Origin of the sequence: Kribbella pittospori (genome assembly GCF_004331465.1) — a bacterium.
In the GTDB taxonomy this organism is placed as follows: Bacteria; Actinomycetota; Actinomycetes; order Propionibacteriales; family Kribbellaceae; genus Kribbella; species Kribbella pittospori.
The window spans coordinates 935,367-951,493 of the sequence record NZ_SJKB01000001.1 but is presented as its reverse complement, the minus strand read 5'-3'; the positions used below and the strand labels follow the sequence as shown (position 1 = coordinate 951,493).

Annotated in this window: 16 protein-coding genes; 4 read left to right on the top strand and 12 right to left on the bottom strand. The window is 68.4% G+C overall.

All coding sequences use genetic code 11. The annotated features are described in order from the left end of the window. Positions 1-37: 37 nt before the first annotated feature. The 12 genes from E0H73_RS04345 to hisD form a co-directional block, all read right to left on the bottom strand. Positions 38-1,438, bottom strand: a complete 1,401-nt coding sequence (locus E0H73_RS04345) for an alkaline phosphatase PhoX (RefSeq protein ID WP_131351528.1) — start codon at positions 1,436-1,438, stop codon at positions 38-40. A 138-nt stretch (positions 1,439-1,576) separates the two neighbouring features. After that, positions 1,577-2,878, bottom strand: coding sequence for an ABC transporter substrate-binding protein (locus E0H73_RS04340; RefSeq protein WP_131351525.1), 1,302 nt, complete (start codon positions 2,876-2,878; stop codon positions 1,577-1,579). A gap of 46 nt (positions 2,879-2,924) precedes the next feature. After that, the gene (locus tag E0H73_RS04335; RefSeq protein ID WP_131351522.1) at positions 2,925-4,040 is read right to left on the bottom strand and encodes a branched-chain amino acid ABC transporter permease; all 1,116 of its coding nucleotides are present in this window, start codon (positions 4,038-4,040) and stop codon (positions 2,925-2,927) included. After that, positions 4,037-4,924 carry a branched-chain amino acid ABC transporter permease gene (locus E0H73_RS04330; RefSeq protein ID WP_131351519.1) on the bottom strand — a complete coding sequence of 296 codons (888 nt, stop codon included), beginning with the start codon at positions 4,922-4,924 and terminating at the stop codon, positions 4,037-4,039. Before E0H73_RS04330 ends, E0H73_RS04335 begins: the two co-directional genes overlap by 4 nt. Further along, entirely contained in the window at positions 4,921-6,777 is a 1,857-nt protein-coding gene (locus E0H73_RS04325) for an AMP-dependent synthetase/ligase (RefSeq protein ID WP_238163796.1), read from the bottom strand. The genes E0H73_RS04330 and E0H73_RS04325 overlap by 4 nt, the downstream gene beginning before the upstream one ends. Beyond that, positions 6,774-7,598 carry an ABC transporter ATP-binding protein gene (locus E0H73_RS04320; protein ID WP_131351516.1) on the bottom strand — a complete coding sequence of 275 codons (825 nt, stop codon included), beginning with the start codon at positions 7,596-7,598 and terminating at the stop codon, positions 6,774-6,776. The genes E0H73_RS04325 and E0H73_RS04320 overlap by 4 nt, the downstream gene beginning before the upstream one ends. Then, positions 7,595-8,434 carry an ABC transporter ATP-binding protein gene (locus E0H73_RS04315; RefSeq protein ID WP_238163795.1) on the bottom strand — a complete coding sequence of 280 codons (840 nt, stop codon included), beginning with the start codon at positions 8,432-8,434 and terminating at the stop codon, positions 7,595-7,597. The genes E0H73_RS04320 and E0H73_RS04315 overlap by 4 nt, the downstream gene beginning before the upstream one ends. A 123-nt stretch (positions 8,435-8,557) precedes the next feature. Then, positions 8,558-9,949 carry a glutamate decarboxylase gene (gad, locus tag E0H73_RS04310; protein ID WP_131351513.1) on the bottom strand — a complete coding sequence of 464 codons (1,392 nt, stop codon included), beginning with the start codon at positions 9,947-9,949 and terminating at the stop codon, positions 8,558-8,560. A gap of 121 nt (positions 9,950-10,070) precedes the next feature. Further along, complete coding sequence (gene hisH, locus E0H73_RS04305; RefSeq protein ID WP_131351510.1) at positions 10,071-10,712, bottom strand: imidazole glycerol phosphate synthase subunit HisH; 642 nt, start codon at positions 10,710-10,712, stop codon at positions 10,071-10,073. Then, on the bottom strand, positions 10,709-11,308 hold the full coding sequence (gene hisB, locus E0H73_RS04300; protein WP_131351507.1) for an imidazoleglycerol-phosphate dehydratase HisB: 600 nt from the start codon (positions 11,306-11,308) through the stop codon (positions 10,709-10,711). The genes hisH and hisB overlap by 4 nt, the downstream gene beginning before the upstream one ends. Beyond that, positions 11,305-12,423, bottom strand: coding sequence for a histidinol-phosphate transaminase (locus tag E0H73_RS04295; RefSeq protein WP_131351504.1), 1,119 nt, complete (start codon positions 12,421-12,423; stop codon positions 11,305-11,307). Before E0H73_RS04295 ends, hisB begins: the two co-directional genes overlap by 4 nt. After that, a complete protein-coding gene (hisD, locus tag E0H73_RS04290) occupies positions 12,423-13,748 on the bottom strand; it encodes a histidinol dehydrogenase (RefSeq protein ID WP_131351501.1) in 1,326 nt (441 codons plus the stop codon). The genes E0H73_RS04295 and hisD overlap by 1 nt, the downstream gene beginning before the upstream one ends. Before the next feature lie 101 nt (positions 13,749-13,849). Here hisD and E0H73_RS04285 point away from each other — a divergent pair, with 101 nt between their 5' ends. From E0H73_RS04285 to E0H73_RS04270, 4 genes are read left to right on the top strand one after another with little or no spacing between them, the layout of a single operon-like run. Further along, positions 13,850-14,518 carry an LON peptidase substrate-binding domain-containing protein gene (locus E0H73_RS04285; protein WP_131351498.1) on the top strand — a complete coding sequence of 223 codons (669 nt, stop codon included), beginning with the start codon at positions 13,850-13,852 and terminating at the stop codon, positions 14,516-14,518. Positions 14,519-14,568: 50 nt separating this feature from the next. Continuing rightward, entirely contained in the window at positions 14,569-15,396 is an 828-nt protein-coding gene (locus E0H73_RS04280) for an SDR family NAD(P)-dependent oxidoreductase (RefSeq protein ID WP_131351495.1), read from the top strand. Positions 15,397-15,420: 24 nt separating this feature from the next. Next, on the top strand, positions 15,421-15,657 hold the full coding sequence (locus E0H73_RS04275) for a ribbon-helix-helix domain-containing protein (RefSeq protein ID WP_131351492.1): 237 nt from the start codon (positions 15,421-15,423) through the stop codon (positions 15,655-15,657). Then, entirely contained in the window at positions 15,657-15,959 is a 303-nt protein-coding gene (locus tag E0H73_RS04270; protein WP_131351489.1) for a type II toxin-antitoxin system PemK/MazF family toxin, read from the top strand. Before E0H73_RS04275 ends, E0H73_RS04270 begins: the two co-directional genes overlap by 1 nt. The last annotated feature ends 168 nt before the right edge of the window (positions 15,960-16,127 follow it).

The window sequence follows — 16,127 nt, the reverse complement described above, 5'->3', positions numbered from 1 at the left end:
TCCGGGGATATCCCCTCGTGTGTGTTCAGTCAGGAGTTCAGCGGCGGCGGCGCCAGGGGCCGGTGACGGCGTAGGTGATGCCGGGGTTGTAGACGTTGAAGAACATCGTCCGGCCGTCGGCGGAGAAGCCGACGCCGGACAGTTCGCCGTACTCCGGCTCCTCCGGCGTGCCGAGGTTCACCCGGTTGCGGGCGAACTTGAACACCTGGCCGTCCTCGGTGGTGCCGAGGATGTGCTGCTCACCGAGCCCGTCCTCGCACAGCATCAGACCGCCGTACGGCGACATCGTGATGTTGTCGGGGGCATCGAACTCGGGATCGTCCGAGCCGGGCTTCGGCCGGGTGAAGATCACTTCGAGGCGCAGCGTCTCCTTCCGCGGGTCGTACCGCCACACCTGTCCGTCGTGGTCCACCTTGGGACCGAGCTCGGTCCGGGCGAACGACGAGACGAAGTACACGCAGCGGTCCTTTTCTCCCCACCAGCAGCCCTCGAGCTTGTAGCCGCCGGTGATCGGCTTGGCGTAGTCCTGCGCCCGGACCGACTCGGTCGTCGCCAACGGGTCCGGCACCTTGACCCACTGCACGCCGTGGAACAGCGTGCCGGCCTCCTGTACGACGGACAGGTCGGGCAGATCCGGGATGTGCATGGCCTGCAGTTCGCCGCCCGCCCGCAGCGTTCCCCAGCCTCCGCGCGGACGGTTCGGCAGGAACCGGTAGAACCCACCGAGCGGCGCGACGAACGCGTCCTCGGTCTCGTACACGATCCCGGTGGACGGGTCGATGGCCACCGCCTCGTGCTGGAACCGGCCCATCTCCTTCAGCGGAGTCGGGTTCACGTTGCGGCGGTCGTCGTACGGGTCGACCTCGAAGATGTAGCCGTGGTCCTTGGTGTAGCCGCTCTCGCCGGCCTTGAGCTCGGTCTCCTCGCAGGTCAGCCAGGTGCGCCACGGCGTGTGGCCGCCGGAGCAGTTGATCGCAGTACCGCCGAGGCTGACGAACTCCTTGGTGGCGCCGTTGTGCCGGTCCACCGCCAGCGTGCTGGTGCCGCCGGCGCCGGCAGGGTCGTAGGTCCGCTCGGCCGGGGCGACCACCTTGATCACGGAGGTCGGGCTGCATTCGTGGTTGCGGACCAGTCGGGTCCCGCCGTTGCGGTCCGGGAACACGCCCATGCCGTCGAACCGGCTCGGAATCTTCAGTCCGTCCGGCCGGACGGTGCCCTCGCGGGACAGGATCTTGTAGTCGAACCCACGCGGCAGGTCGAGCATGCCGTCCGGGTCCTCGATCAGCGGGCCGTAGCCGATCTTCGGGCCGGAGGTGCCGAGCGCGGGCTGCGCGGTGTACAGCGCCTCGACCGAGCCGGCCAGGCTGACCGCCACGCCTGCCGCGGCGGCACGGCTGACGAACTGGCGGCGGGACAGGGGATTGGGATCAACGGACACGGTACGGCCTCCTCGGGGGCGGAAAAGATCTGCCGGTCATCGATGAACGTATGGTGAACGGCAGACAACGACAAGGCGAACCGCGCGCCGAAGTACCCGCGGGCTCTCAGACCCGCGGGTACGACGACATTCAACGACCTACTGGTAACAGGGCTTGGTGAACTGGTACTTCTCGGCCGTCTTGCCGGTGAAGAAGTCCTTCTCCACCTTCACGCCGGTCGGCGCCGTCGGGTCCACCTTGGAGATGATGCTGCTCCGGAACACCCGCTCGTCCGGCGTACCGCCGAACTTGCCGGCCTCCGCGGGCAGCATCCCTTCGTAGTCCACGGTCTCCAGCGACTTCACTGCGGCCAGCAACCCGGCGCGGGTGAGGTCCTTGGAGTCGACGGCCTTCTGCAGGGCCGCCTTCATCGGGTACGACCAGACCCAGCCGGCCGTGTAACCATCGTTCGGCGCGGCCTTGAACATCGCCGGGTCCAGCGCCTCGGCCAGTGCCTTGTGTCCCGGAGTGTCCGTCCCGTACGGCGCCCATGGTCCGGACTGCCGGTAGAGCGCGGTCAATGCGGGAGCGGCCGGGCTCTTCAGCAGCGCCGCGTTCCAGGTCGGGCTGGTGCCGATGAACTGCCCCTTGAACCCGTTCTGGGCCGCTCCGCCGACGATCGTCGCCGCCTCGGTCGGGCCGGTGGACACGATGACCAGATCGGGCTTGGCCGCGAGCAGTTTCTGGACCGCCGCCCCCTGGTTCTCCTGCCCCGGCGCGGTCGGGATGTCGGTGAACGTCATCCCGTTGGCCTCGGCCGCGAGCTTGGTCCCGGCCGCGGCGTCGTCACCGTAGTCACCCGGGAAGTGCACCGCGGCAACGGTCTTGGCCTTCAGCGTCTCCGCCCCGAAGTCGACCGAGTTCATCGACTCGAAGCAGTAGTTCGTGCCCGACTCGAGGATGACGTCCTCGAACGCCCAGGCCGAGGTCCAGGACGCCGGTACGCCGATCATGTTGCTGGCCTTCAGGTCGCCGAGGATGGCGGCCGTGGTCGGTGAGCCGAGCGTCTGGGCCAGTCCGAGGACGTCGGGCTTGATCTCGGCGTACACCTCGTTGTGGGTCTGCGGGTTGTACTTGTTGTCCTTGACGAACTTGGTCACGTCGACCTCGAAGTCGCCGATCCCGCCGGCCGTGTTGACCCGCTTCCAGAAGGCCTTCTGGGCCTCGGTGATCGGTACGCCGAGTGCCTTGAACGGGCCCTCGGTCAGGTCCGAGATCGACCCGAGGTAGATGCAGCCCTTGGCCGCGTCGACCGCGCCCGGGCACGGCTCGCTGGTGACCCCGACGTCGAACTTGACGCCCGAACCACCCTCCTGGGTCTCCGGGGCGTCGTTGCGGCACCCCACCAGCGCAGCCATCGCCGTTACCAGCGCGATGGCAATTCCCTTCCGAACGCTCATCGATACTCCTTCTCCGGCCGATCGGTGGCCCCCAGGGCACGCGGGGTCAGTGCGAGAACGGCCACGACTTCCAGTAGGTGCGCAGCCGGTTCCAGATCCCGAACAGCCCTCGCGGTTCGAAGATCAGGAAGCCGATGATCAACAGGCCGTAGAGAATCGTCTCGACCTGGAAGACCGTGATGCTCCCGGAGCCGGAGCTGCTGCTGATGAACGGCAGCACGGCCGGGAGCTCGCGGGTGACCCGCGGTAGCAGCGTGATGAACAGGGCGCCGAGCACCGATCCGGAGATGGTGGCGACACCACCGATCAGGATCATCGCGATGTACTGCACCGACAGCGCGAGGTTGAACGACCCGGGCTCGACGAACCCGATCATCACGTACAGCAGCGCGCCCGCGACGCCGGCGTAGAACGACGACACCGCGAACGCGATCATCTTGTACCGGGTCACGTCGACACCGATCACCTCGGCGGCCAGATCCCGGTCCCGAACGGCGGCCAGCGCCCGGCCGACCCTGGACCGGACGAGGTTGCGGGCCAGTACGCCGAAGATCACCAGCAGCACGAGCATCAGCAGATAGAGCTTCTGTGCCTTCGTGAACACCTCCCCGTCGACCGCGAACTGGATCCCGAACAACTCCGGTACGGCGGCCGGACGGCCGACCCCGACTCCCCCGGTGAGGTGCTTCCAGTGCTTGAAGATGTGTTCCCCGATGAACACCAGTCCGAGCGTCACCACGGCCAGGTACAGCCCGCGCAACCGGGCCGCCAACGGCGAGACGATCAGCCCGGCCAGACCGGCGACCAGACCGGCCCCGAGCAACCAGATCGGTACCGACGTGATCCCGAAGCCGATCAGCCGGGGGTTGTCCGGATCACCCGAGATCGCAGCAGCGGTGTACGCGCCGATCCCGAGGAAGAACGCGTGCCCGAGCGACACTTGTCCGCCGTACCCGGTGACGATGTTCAGGCCGATCGCACCGATCGACGCGACACACGCAGTGGCCAGTACGACGAGCAGGTCGTCGGTGAGCAGGAAGGGCAGAGCCACCGCACCGATCGCCAGCACCAAGGTCCAGCCACGCTTCGCCGAGGTGTTGAGCAACGCCATGTCCTGCCCGTAGGACAGGTAGAGCAGCGGCCGTCCGGTGCGCGCGCTCATATTCGCTCCACTTCCTTGGTCCCGAACAGGCCGTACGGTCTGACCAGCAGGACGAGCAGCATCAGCAGGTACGGCACGACCAGGAAGAAGTCGCCGCCGAAGATCGGGTGCAAATCGCCGCCGTAGCTGCCGACCAGCGCCTCGACCACGCCGATCGAGAGTCCGGCGATCACCGCTCCACCGAGCGAGTCGAGGCCACCGAGGATGATCACCGGCAGAGCCTTGAGCGCGGTCAGCCAGAGGTTCTGCTCGAGCCCGATGCCGGTCGACAGGAACACACCGGCCAGACCGGCGAGGGCCGCCGCGAGTGCCCACGACAGCGAGAACACCCGCCCGACCGACACGCCCTGCGCGAGCGCGACCTCCTGGTCCGAGGACGCCGCCCGCATCGCCAGGCCGGTCCGCGACCAGCGGTAGAAGGCGAACAGTACGGCGACCACGATCAGTGTCGTCACCAACGTGGCCAGATGCCGCTGATCGACCTTCACCCCGAGTACGTCGACCTGCTGCAGACCCCACGGGTCGCCCATCTGGCGGATGTCCAGGCCGATGAACGCGTTCACCACCGTGCGGATCACGATGTCGACGCCGAGGGTGATGATCGCGATCACGAACACCGGCTTGCCGATCATCGGCCGCAGCGCCAGCCGCTCGACGCCGGCCCCGAGCAGCGCGGTCAGCAGCAGCGCGACCACGACGGCGAGGAAGAAGTTCATCGACAGCACGAGGTAACTGACCAGCAGAGCGCCGGCCATCATGAAGGCCGGCTGGGCGAAGCTGATCACCCGCATGGACTTGTAGACGATCACGAATCCCAGTGCCAGCAGGGCGTAGATCGACCCGTTGCCGAGCCCGCGGACGACCGTGGCGATGAACTCGTTCACCGGGCATCACCCGCGTACATGGACTCGACCAGGTCGGCGAACGAAGTCGTGACGGCGCTGCGCTTCAGCTTCTGGGTCGCGGTCAGCTCGCCGTCCTCGTGATCCAGCAACTTCGGCAGCAGCCGGAACGACCGGACCTGCTCGACGGTGGCGAAGCGGACGTTCACCTCGTCCACGACGGTCTGCACCAACGCGATCACCTCGGGCTTCGCGGACAGATCGCCGTACGTCGAGTAGGGCAACCGGTGCATTTGCGCCCAGTGGCCGACCGTGTCCGGTTCGATGCCGATCAATGCCGCGAGGAACTTGCGCCGATCGCCGACCACGAGCGCTTCCTTGATGTACGGCGAGGCCTTCAGCGCGTTCTCGATCTCCGACGGCGCGACGTTCTTGCCGCCCGCGGTGATGATGATGTCCTTCATCCGGTCGGTGATGCGCAGATGCGTGCCGTCGACCCACTCCCCTACGTCGCCGGTGTGCAGCCAGCCGTCCGGCTCGATCACTCCGGCGGTCGCGTCCGGATCGTGCCAGTAGCCGGCGAACGTGCCCGGGTGCCGGGTCAGGATCTCGCCGGTGCTCTCGTCGATCCGCACCTCCACGCCGTCGTGCGGCTCGCCGACCGTGCCGACCTTGACCCGGCCCGGGCGGTTCGCGGTCGCCACCGCGGTGTTCTCGGTCATGCCGTACACCTCGTGCATCGGCAGGCCGAGTCCCATGAAGAACCGCAGTACCTCGGGCGCGATCGGCGCGGCACCGGAGGCGGCGTACCGGACCTGGCGCAGGCCGAGCCGGTCCTTCAGTGCCCGATAGCACAACAGCCATCCGACGGCGTAGACCGCTCGGGATGCAGCGGTATGGCGACCTCCGTTGGCCGCCAGTACGTCGCCGATCCAGTCGGCTCGGCGTAGCCAGAAGCCACCGATCGCGCGTTTCACCGGGTCGGCGGACTCGACCCGGATCTGCACCCCGGCCGCGATCTTCTCCCAGATCCTGGGTACGCCGAACAGGACCGTCGGCTGGACCTCATGCAGGTTGGTGGCGACGGTCTCGATCGACTCGGCGAAATGCACGCAGACTCCGGCGCCGGCGCCGAACCAACCGCTGAAGATCCGCTCGGCGACATGGCACAACGGCAGGTAGGACAGCACGCTGTCGCGGGGCGACGGTGGTGGTGCGGTGAAGCCGCCGCGCTCGATCAGTTCCTGGATGGCGAAGTCGACGTTCGCCGCTGTGAGCATCACGCCCTTCGGCGGGCCGGTGGTGCCGGAGGTGTAGATCAGCGTGACCACGTCGTCCGCTCGCGACTCGTCCATCCGCTGGGTCACGGCTTCCGGGTTGGCGTGTCGATGCTTCTCGCCGAGGGCGAGGAAGTCCGGCCAGGCGAGCAGGCGCGGGTCGTCGTACCGATTGCGGATGCCGCGGGGCTCGACGTACACGATGTGGGTCAGGCCGGGCAGGTCGTCGACGGCCAGGGCTTTGTCGACCTGCTCCTGGTCCTCGGCGATCAAGACCTTCGCGCCCGAGTGGCGGAGCAGGTAGCCGACCTCGGCGACCGGGTTGGTCGGGTAGAGGCCGACCGTGGCAGCGCGGACCGAGACCGTGCCGACGTCGGTGTAGAGCCACTCGCGCCGGTTCTCCGAGTGGATCGCGACCCGGTCGCCCGGTTCGATGCCGAGGGCAAGCAACGCGTGGCCGACGAGCTCCGCGGTGTCCCAGTACCCCTGCCAGCTGACCTGCTGCCAGATGCCCAGATCCTTTTCCCGCAAGGCGATCAGGTCCGGCGACGCGGCGGCGCGATCCCGTACCCGGGTGGCGATCGTCGCCATCGTGACCGGAGCCGCGACCGTTGTCATGACCGCTCCACCACCCGGTGTTCCTCACCCAGGTAGGCCCGGACCACATCGGGGTCGGTGGCCACCTCCTTCGGCGTACCGGTACGGATCGGCCGGCCGAAGTCGATCACCATGATCCGGTCGGCCAGATCCATCACCAGGCCCATGTCGTGCTCGACCATCACCATCGGCAGCCCGAGTTCGTCGCGGATGTCGAGGATGAACCGGGCCATGTCCTCGGTCTCCTCCAGGTTCATCCCGGCGACCGGTTCGTCCAGCAGCAACAGCTTCGGCTCCGAGGCCAGCGCCCGGCCGAGTTCGACCCGCTTCTGGATGCCGTACGGCAGCAGGCCGACCGGGAGTCGCCGCCACTGCGCCAACTCGAGGAAGTCGACGATCTCCTCGACCGCCTCGCGGTTGGCCAGTTCGTTGCGGCGGGCCTTGCCGATCCACCCGAAGGCCGCGAGGACGCCGTACGGGCGGTGGAGGTGCCGGCCGAGCATCAGGTTGTCGAGCACGGTCAGGTTCGAGAACAGCTCGATGTTCTGGAAGGTCCGGGCGATGCCGAGCCGGGCGATCGCGTGCGGCCGGCGCCCGATCAGGTCCTCGTCACCGAACCGGACGGTGCCGCGTTGCGGCCGGTAGACGCCGGACAGCACGTTGAAGATCGAGGTCTTGCCGGCGCCGTTGGGTCCGATCACCGCGAACAGTTCGCCAGGATCCACCCGGAAGGTCACACCGTTGAGAGCGGTCACCCCGTCGAACCCGAGTACGACGTCCTCGAAGTTGAGCACCGGGTCCGCTCGCGTGGTTTCGCCCGGCCTGGCCTCCGTCGCGGTCATGACAACCACCGCTTCCGGCGGCGGTAGTGCTTCACATCTCGGAAGGACTTCGTCGAGCCTTCGGCACCGAGGCCCAGGTAGAACTCGCGAACGTCGCCGTCGGCGAGCAGGTCGGCGGCGGGCTTGTCCATCACCATCGCGCCGTTCTCCAGCACGTAGCCGTGCTCGGCGATCGACAGCGCCATCGCCGCGTTCTGCTCGACCAGGAGCACCGTGGTGCCGTCCTGGTTGATCTGCACGATCACGTCCCGGATCTGGCGCACGATCATCGGCGCCAGGCCGAGGCTCGGCTCGTCCAGCAGCAGGTACTTCGGATCGGACATCAGCGCCCTGCCGATCGCGAGCATCTGCTGCTCGCCACCGGACAGGTAGCCGGCCAGCGAACGACGCCGATCGGCCAGCACCGGGAACAGCTGATAGGTCCGGTCCAGGTTGCTCCGGATCGAGCGCGGGCTGACATGTCCACCGATCCGCAGGTTGTCCTCGACCGTCAGGTCGGAAAGGATCCGCCGACCCTCCATCACCTGTTTGATGCCCAGGGCAGCGATCCGGCTGGCGCCGTACGAGTGGATCGGCTCACCGTCGAGGGTGATCGACCCGCGCCGGACCTCGCCGTCGTGGACGTCGAGCAGACCGGACAGCGCGCGCAGCAGCGTGGACTTGCCGGCGCCGTTCGCGCCCAGCAGGGCGACGATCCGTCCCTGCGGGACCTCGAGACCGACGCCCCGCAGCACCAGCATCACGTCGTCGTAGACGACCTCGAGGTTCTTCGCCGCCAGCACCCGGCCTCCCGGATCCCCGATGGTTGCCACCGCTCTGGCGAGTGAGTGTGACATCACCGCTGTCATCCGTGAAGGCCTGGCAGCCCGGAAATCGGACACTGTCACCCAAACCGTGATCCCCGGTCAGGAGTAAAACCAGCTATGCAACTGGTATTGCGCTGCAGGCTCGCCTTCTCGTCAGTGATGGAAGCCGGCCGGCGCCGTCTCCGGCGGCATCGGAGCCTGCAGTCCGTCGAGCCAGTCGACCGCGACCCGCAGGTCACGCAGGAACAACTCGGCCATGTCGTGGCTGAATCCGTTCCGCACGACCACGCGCAGGACGACCAAATCCTCCCGGTTCGGGGGCATCGTGTACGCCGGCACCAGCCAGCCCCGCTCGCGCAGCTTCCGGGACACGTCGTACGCGGTGTACTTCGTGACACCGTCGGCCATCCGGAACGCGAACACCGGCAGGTCCCGACCGTCCGAGACCAGCTCGAACTCGGGCATCGCCGCGATCGCGTCGGTGAGGTGCACGGCCACGTCCTGACAGGTCTGCTGGATCCGCCGGTAGCCGTCCAGGCCGAGCCGCAGGAACTGGAAGTACTGGAGCAGCACCTGCGCACCAGGCCGGGAGAAGTTCAGCGCGAACGTCGGCATGTCCCCACCGAGGTAGTTCACCTTGAAGACCAGTTCCTCGGGCAGGTTCTCGCTGCGCCGCCACAGCACCCAGCCGACGCCCGGATAGACCAGGCCGTACTTGTGACCGGACGCCTGGATCGAGGCGACCCGGGGCAGCCGGAAGTCCCAGGCCAGATCGGGCTGCAGGAAAGGAGCGACGAATCCGCCGGAGGCCGCGTCGACGTGCACCGGCACGGACAGGCCGGTCCGCTCCTCCAGGTCGTCCAGCGCGGCGCAGATCTCCGCGACCGGCTCGTAGCTGCCTTCCATCGTCGAGCCGAGGATCGCGACGACGCCGATGGTGTTCTCGTCCACGGCGCGGACGGCCCGGTCGGCGGTCAGGTAGAGGTTGTCGCCCTCCAGCGGCACGTACCGCGGCTCGACGTCCCAGTACTCGGCGAACTTCTCCCACACGACCTGCACGTTCTGGCCCATCACGAGGTTGGGCCGATCGGTCGGCAGCCCCGCGGCGCGCCGGGCGTGCTGCCAGCGCCGCTTCAGCGCCAGACCGCCGAGCATGCACCCCTCCGAGCTGCCTGTCGTCGACGTCCCGATCGCGTCCTCCGCGTCCGGCGCGTTCCACAGGTCGGCGAGCATGCGCACACAGCGGCTCTCGATCTCGGCCGTCTGCGGGTACTCGTCCTTGTCGACCATGTTCTTGTCGACCGTCTCGGCGTACAGCCGGTCCGCCTCGTCGTCCATCCACGTGGTCACGAACGTGGCCAGGTTGAACCGGGCATTGCCGTCGAGCATGACCTCGTCCCGGATGATCTGGTACGCCGACTGCGGCAGCATCTCCTCGGCCGGTATCCGGTCCTTCGGGACCGCCAGGACGGTGTCCCTGGTGAACCGCGGAACGACCGCGCGATCGCCGGTGTCCGGTTTCTTCGTGCTGTGGATCCCGCCCATCGACGACCCGCCCCCTCGATCACGACGGCCGGCTTGCCGCCGCAACCCATCCCACCCCGGGAGGACCGGAGCTGTCCTCACCCGCTCCGAATGATGCACACGCTGTACGCCGCGGGTGCGGTCAGAGTGAGCGGACCCAGTTCGCCAGCAGGGCGGCGCCGGCGTCGCCGGACTTCTCGGGGTGGAACTGGGTGGCGGTGAGCGGGCCGTTCTCGACCGCGGCGACGAACCGGTCGTCGCCGTACGTCGTCCAGGTCACCAGCGGGGCCACCGACTCGCGGGCATCGGTCAGCTGCCACTCGCGGACGCCGTACGAGTGGACGAAGTAGAAGCGTTCCTTCTCGATGCCGTCGAACAGCCCGGTCCCGGAAGGTACGTCGACTGTGTTCCAGCCCATGTGAGGGACCGGCTCGTCGTGCTGGGGCCTCAATCGCTCGACCGTGCCGGGCCACTGCTCGCAGCCCTCGGTCTCGACGCCGTGCTCGATACCGCGAGCGAACAGGATCTGCATACCGACACAGATCCCGAGCACCGGGCGGGCGCCGGTCAGCCTGCGGTCGACCACGACGTCACCACGGACCGACTTGAGGCCGGTCATGCACGCCTCGAACGCCCCGACGCCCGGGACGAGCAGGCCGTCGGCGTTCAGCGCCTCGTCGAAGTCGGACGTGACGGTCACGTCCGCGCCGACGCGCTGAAGTGCCCGCTCCCCCGATCGGATGTTGCCCGATCCGTAGTCGAGCAGCACGACCTTCTTGCTCACAGAGCGCCCTTGGTCGACGGAATGCCTGGCTGCCGCGGGTCCAGCTCGGCGGCTGCCCTCAGCGCGCGGGCGAAGGCCTTGAACTGAGCCTCGACGATGTGGTGCGGGTCGCGCCCGGACAGCACCCGGATGTGGATGCAGATCGCGGCGTTGAACGCGAGCGTCTCGAACACGTGCTGGGTCAGCGAACCGGCGTAGTCGCCGCCGATGATCGCGTAGACCTGACCGTCGGGCTCGCCGGTGTGGACGCAGTACGGCCGGCCGGACAGGTCGACTGTGCAGTGCACGAGCGCCTCGTCCAGCGGCACGGTCGCATCGCCGAAGCGCCCGATCCCGCGCTTGTCGCCGAGAGCTTCCTTCAAGGCCTGGCCGATGCCGATCGCGGTGTCCTCGACCGTGTGGTGCGCGTCGATCTCGAGGTCGCCGACCGTGTTCACGTGCAGGTCGAGCAGCGCGTGCTTGGCCAGCGCGTTGAGCATGTGGTCGTAGAACCCGACGCCGGTGGAGATCTCGGCCCGGCCCTCGCCGTCGATGTTCAGCTCGACCAGGACCTTCGACTCGCTGGTCTCCCGATCGATCCGCGCGGTGCGCGTCATGTCAGCCTTCCTACGTCGGTCTTGAGTACACGCTCCAGTGAAGCGCGGAATGCGGCCATCTCGGCGCCGGTGCCGATCGAGACCCGCAGCCAGCCGTCCGGCCCGGTCTCGCGGATCAGTACGCCGTCGTCCAGCAGCGACTGCCAGACCGCGTGCCGGTCGGCGAACGTGCCGAACAGGACGAAGTTCGCGTCCGAGTCGACCGCGCGCAGACCCTGCGCCCGCAGCCAGTCGACCGTCTCGTCGCGCTCCACCCGCAACTGCTCGACCCGGCCGAGCAACTCATCGGAGTGCCGCAGTGCTGCCCGCGCGACCGCCTGCGTCACCGCGGACAGGTGATACGGCAACCGCACGATCCGCAGCGCGTCCACCAACTGCTTGCTCGCGGCAAGGTATCCGACCCGGCCGCCGGCCAGCGCGAACGCCTTCGACATCGTCCGCGCCACCGCGAGATTCGGGTACGACGGCAGCAGCGTCACCGCGCTCGGAGTCCCGGTACGGCGGAACTCGGCGTACGCCTCGTCGACCACCAGCACGGATCCGATCGCGGCGGTCCGGGCGGCGATCGCCTCGACCACGTCGATCGGCAGCGCCGTCCCGGTCGGGTTGTTCGGCGAGGCGAGCAGCACCACGGACGGGTGATGCCGGGAGATCGCGGCCAGCGCCTTGCTCTGGTCGAGAGTGAAGTCCTCGGCCCGGCGGCCGGTCACCCAGGCCGTGTTGGTGTCCCGGGCGTACTCCGGATACATCGAGTACGTCGGCGCGAACGAGAGCGCCGTACGTCCTGGTCCGCCGAAGGCCTGCAGGATGTGCAGCATGACCTCGTTGGAACCGTTGGCCGCCCAGACCTGCTCGGCGGTCAGTTGCGCGCCGGACTCCCGGCCCAGGTACGCCGCGAGATCCGCGCGGAGGTCGAGGAACTCGCGGTCCGGGTAGCGGTTCAGGCCGCGGGCCGCCTCGGTGACCGAAGCTGCAATGTCGGCGACGGTCTCCTCGCTCGGCGGATACGGGTTCTCGTTGACGTTGAGCAGGATGGGTACGTCGAGTTGCGGGGCGCCGTACGGCTCGAGGCTCTTCAGCTCGTCGCGGAGCGGCAGCCCGTCGAAGCGGCCCATCAGCTCTCCCCCGGGAATCGCACCGACACCGCGGCGCCGTGGGCCGGCAGGTCCTCGGCGTGCGCCAGCGCGACCACGTGGCCGGCCACCTCCTGCAGCGCGTCGCGCGAGTAGTTCACGACGTGCATCGCCTTCAGGAAGCTGCGAACGGACAAGCCCGACGAGTGGCAGGCGCAGCCGGCGGTCGGGAGGACGTGGTTGGACCCAGCGCAGTAGTCGCCCAGCGAGACCGGCGACCAGCCGCCGACGAAGATCGCGCCGGCGTTGGTGATCAGCCCGGCCCGCTCCTCCGCATCCGCGGTCTGGATCTCCAGGTGCTCGGCGGCGTACGCATCGACCACCGCGGTCCCCTGGTCCAGATCGTCCACGAGTACGACGGCCGACTGCTGACCGTTGAGCGCTTCGGTGACTCGGTCCTGGTGCTTGGTCTTTGCGACCTGCACCGACAGCTCGGCCTCCACCTTCGCTGCCAGGTCCTCCGAAGGCGTCACCAGCACACTCGCGGCCATTGGGTCGTGCTCGGCCTGGCTGATCAGATCGGCGGCGACGTGCTGCGGGTCCGCGGTGTCGTCCGCGAGGATCGCGATCTCGGTCGGACCGGCCTCGGAGTCGATGCCGACCTCACCCAGCAGGAACCGCTTGGCTGCGACCACATAGATGTTGCCCGGTCCCGTGATCAGGTTGACCTTGCGGCATCCGTCAAAGCCGTAGGCGAATCCGGCGATCGCCTGCGCGCCGCCCATCGCGTACACCTCTTCGATGCCCAGCAGCGCACACACCGCGAGCACAGTCGGGTGGGGCAAGCCGCCGAAGTCCTTCTGTGGTGGCGACGCGACGGCGAGGGACGGGACGCCGGCAACCTGCGCCGGTACGACGTTCATCACCACGCTGGACGCCAGCGGCGCACGACCGCCGGGGACGTACAGCCCGACGCGCTGGACCGGGACGAACCGCTGCGTGACCCGTCCGCCGGGCGCGGGCTCGGAGGCGATGTCGGCGGTGAGCTCGTCCTGGCTGACCTCGCGGACCCGGCGGATCGACTCCTCGAACGCCGCACGGACCTCGGGGTCGAGCTCCTCCAGCGCGGTCTTCAGCGCCTCGGCCGGGACCCGGACCTCGTTGACGCGCACATGGTCGAACTTCTCGCCGTACTCCTTGATCGCCTCGAGTCCACGATGGCGGACGTCCAGACAGATCGGTCGGACGACGTCGAGAGCCCTCTCGACGTCGAACACGGCTCGGGGGACGAGGGCATGCACTTCGGCTTGGAGGTCGGACACCTCTCCGGCCGCCACTCGGCCCCGCAGGTCGACGCGGCGAATCATGGCCTCAGTCTAGTGGTGACGACCCGCCGTCCCTGCGCCCCATCCACCACGCGGCCGATCACGGGCCGTGATCGGGGTGATCGTCCACTACGCTCGACAGCATGGACTCCCGCCTGCCGCTGCTCACTGTCGAGACGGTGATCTTCCCCGGGCTGGTGCTCCCCATTCCGGTCACCGATGTCCAGGGCCGCGCGGTAGTCCGCGACCTGGTCGAGAACGGCGGTGAACTCGTCTGCGGGGCGCTGGCCGTCCGGGACGGGTACGAGCTGGGTGAGCGGGTGTTCCGGTCGCTCTACGGGACCGGTTGTGCGGCGACGATCTCCGAGATCACCTTGGACGCCGACGACGACGGACCGGTCGAGCTCACCCTGACCGGCAACCGCCGGTTCAAGGTGGCCGAGCTGGACGGCGGCGGCGACTACCTGGTCGCCGACGTCGAGTGGATGGACGAGGAGCTGGGCGACGACCCCCTCGGTACGGCGACCATCGCGATCGAACGGTTCCGCCGGTACGCCGCGGCCGTCACCGAGATCAGCCGCCCGGGTCTGCACATCGGCGAACTGCCGGACGACCCGAACACCCTGTCGTACCTGATGTCCGCCGCGATGACCCTGCTCACCCCGGACCGGCAGAAGTTGCTCGAAGCCACCGACACCACGGCCCGGCTGGCCCAGCTCGTCGGCCTGCTCGACACCGAGCTGGCCGCCATCGCCGCGCTGCCCTCGCTGCCCGACACCGACCTCAGCTGGTCGACGATGTCGCCGAACTGACCCCTGCCGGGGTTCTAGTAGTCCCAGGGGATCTTTCGAAGGGGCTGGGGATGCACGGGAAATACGTACTGATCACCGGGGGAACCAACGGAATCGGGCTGGCGGCGGCACGCGAGCTGAGTAGGCAGGGCGCACGCCTCGGGCTCGTGGCGCGGAGTCGGGCGAAGGCCGAGAAGGTCGCGGCCGACCTCGGCGGGGCGGACGTCTTCGAGGCCGATCTGACCTCCCAGGCCTCGATCCGGACGATGATCGCCGACGTCGTGGACCGTGCGCCGGTCATCGACGTCCTGGTGAACAACGCCGGCGCGATCTACGGCACCCATCAGCTCTCCGCGGAAGGGATCGAGCTGACCTGGGCGTTGAACGTGCTCGCGCCGTACCTGATCACCAATCTCCTGACCGACCGCCTCGCCCCTGGCGGCCGGGTGATCATGACCGTCTCGGACGAGCACGCGAAGGCGAAGCGCATCGACTTCGACGATCTGGCCGGCGAGCGGTTCTACTCCACGACTGCCCGGATGACGGGCGGCCCGCTGCGCCGGTACGGCGAGACGAAGCTCGCGACGATCCTGCTCACGGCGGAACTGGCCCGGCGCGGGGTTCCGGCGTACTCGTTCGAGCCTGGGCTGGTCTCCACCGGGTTCAACACCAACAACGGCCGGCTGATGAAGGCCATGATGGCGATGACCAAGCCGTTCGCCAAGACACCGGAGCAGGGCGCCGAGACGCTGGTGTGGCTGGCGGCGGGAGCTGGGGCCGAGGCCGGCGGCTACTACTCGGACAAGAAACTCACCCAGCCGTCCGCCGCGGCGCAGGACCAGGCGACCGCCGAGCGGCTGTGGCAGACGTGCGTGGAGCAGACCGCGCTACCGAAGTGAATCCCAGCGCGGTATGGTTCTGGTATGAGTAAGCAGATCACCGTGCGGCTGCCGGATGAGCTCGTCGACTTCATGGACGAGTTGGTGGCGACCGACAAGGCAACGAGCCGGGCGTCCGTGGTCGCCCGGGCGATGGAGCGCGAGCGCCGCCGCGAGCTGGCCGCCCGCGACCTCGCCATCCTGACCGAACACGGCGACTACCCCGACCTGGAGGGCCTGGCCCCCGCGGCCGCCGGCACTGTGCTCAGCGACCTCGACTGATGCGGCCGCTCCACATCGCCCGGCTCGACAAACCGCGGCCGGTCGTGGTCCTGACGCGTGAACTCATCCGCCCACGCCTGACCAACGTGACGGTCGCGCCGATCACCAGCACGATCCGTGGCCTGTCCACCGAAGTACTGGTCGGCCCCGAGAACGGGCTCGACCACCAGAGCGCGATCTCCTGCGACAACATCCAGACCATCCCGAGGGTCCAGCTGGGTCGCCTGATCGGTTACCTCCTCCCCGACCAGGAACCCGCCCTGGCCGAGGCCATCAATCTCGCCTTCGACCTCGAGCTCTAGCCCGGCCGCCCGCGCCATTGGTCCGGTGTGCAGGTGGACAGGTAGTGCCGGGTGCTTCGTAGAGCACGTGAGCGCTCGGGCCAACCCGTGTACGGCGTCTCGCCGGTGCACTACCTGTCGACCTGCACGCCTCCCGCCCCACAACGCCCCACCCCCAGCCCAACGCGT

Excerpts from the sequence above, each read along its gene's own strand:
- E0H73_RS04340 (WP_131351525.1), bottom strand. The coding sequence starts at position 2,878 with ATGAGCGTTCGGAAGGGAATTGCCATCGCGCTGGTAACGGCGATGGCT.
- E0H73_RS04335 (WP_131351522.1), bottom strand. The coding sequence starts at position 4,040 with ATGAGCGCGCGCACCGGACGGCCGCTGCTCTACCTGTCCTACGGGCAG.
- E0H73_RS04325 (WP_238163796.1), bottom strand. The coding sequence starts at position 6,777 with ATGACAACGGTCGCGGCTCCGGTCACGATGGCGACGATCGCCACCCGG.
- E0H73_RS04320 (WP_131351516.1), bottom strand. The coding sequence starts at position 7,598 with ATGACCGCGACGGAGGCCAGGCCGGGCGAAACCACGCGAGCGGACCCG.
- E0H73_RS04315 (WP_238163795.1), bottom strand. The coding sequence starts at position 8,434 with ATGTCACACTCACTCGCCAGAGCGGTGGCAACCATCGGGGATCCGGGA.
- gad (WP_131351513.1), bottom strand. The coding sequence starts at position 9,949 with ATGGGCGGGATCCACAGCACGAAGAAACCGGACACCGGCGATCGCGCG.
- hisB (WP_131351507.1), bottom strand. The coding sequence starts at position 11,308 with ATGACGCGCACCGCGCGGATCGATCGGGAGACCAGCGAGTCGAAGGTC.
- E0H73_RS04295 (WP_131351504.1), bottom strand. The coding sequence starts at position 12,423 with ATGGGCCGCTTCGACGGGCTGCCGCTCCGCGACGAGCTGAAGAGCCTC.
- hisD (WP_131351501.1), bottom strand. The coding sequence starts at position 13,748 with ATGATTCGCCGCGTCGACCTGCGGGGCCGAGTGGCGGCCGGAGAGGTG.
- E0H73_RS04285 (WP_131351498.1), top strand. The coding sequence starts at position 13,850 with ATGGACTCCCGCCTGCCGCTGCTCACTGTCGAGACGGTGATCTTCCCC.
- E0H73_RS04280 (WP_131351495.1), top strand. The coding sequence starts at position 14,569 with ATGCACGGGAAATACGTACTGATCACCGGGGGAACCAACGGAATCGGG.
- E0H73_RS04275 (WP_131351492.1), top strand. The coding sequence starts at position 15,421 with ATGAGTAAGCAGATCACCGTGCGGCTGCCGGATGAGCTCGTCGACTTC.
- E0H73_RS04270 (WP_131351489.1), top strand. The coding sequence starts at position 15,657 with ATGCGGCCGCTCCACATCGCCCGGCTCGACAAACCGCGGCCGGTCGTG.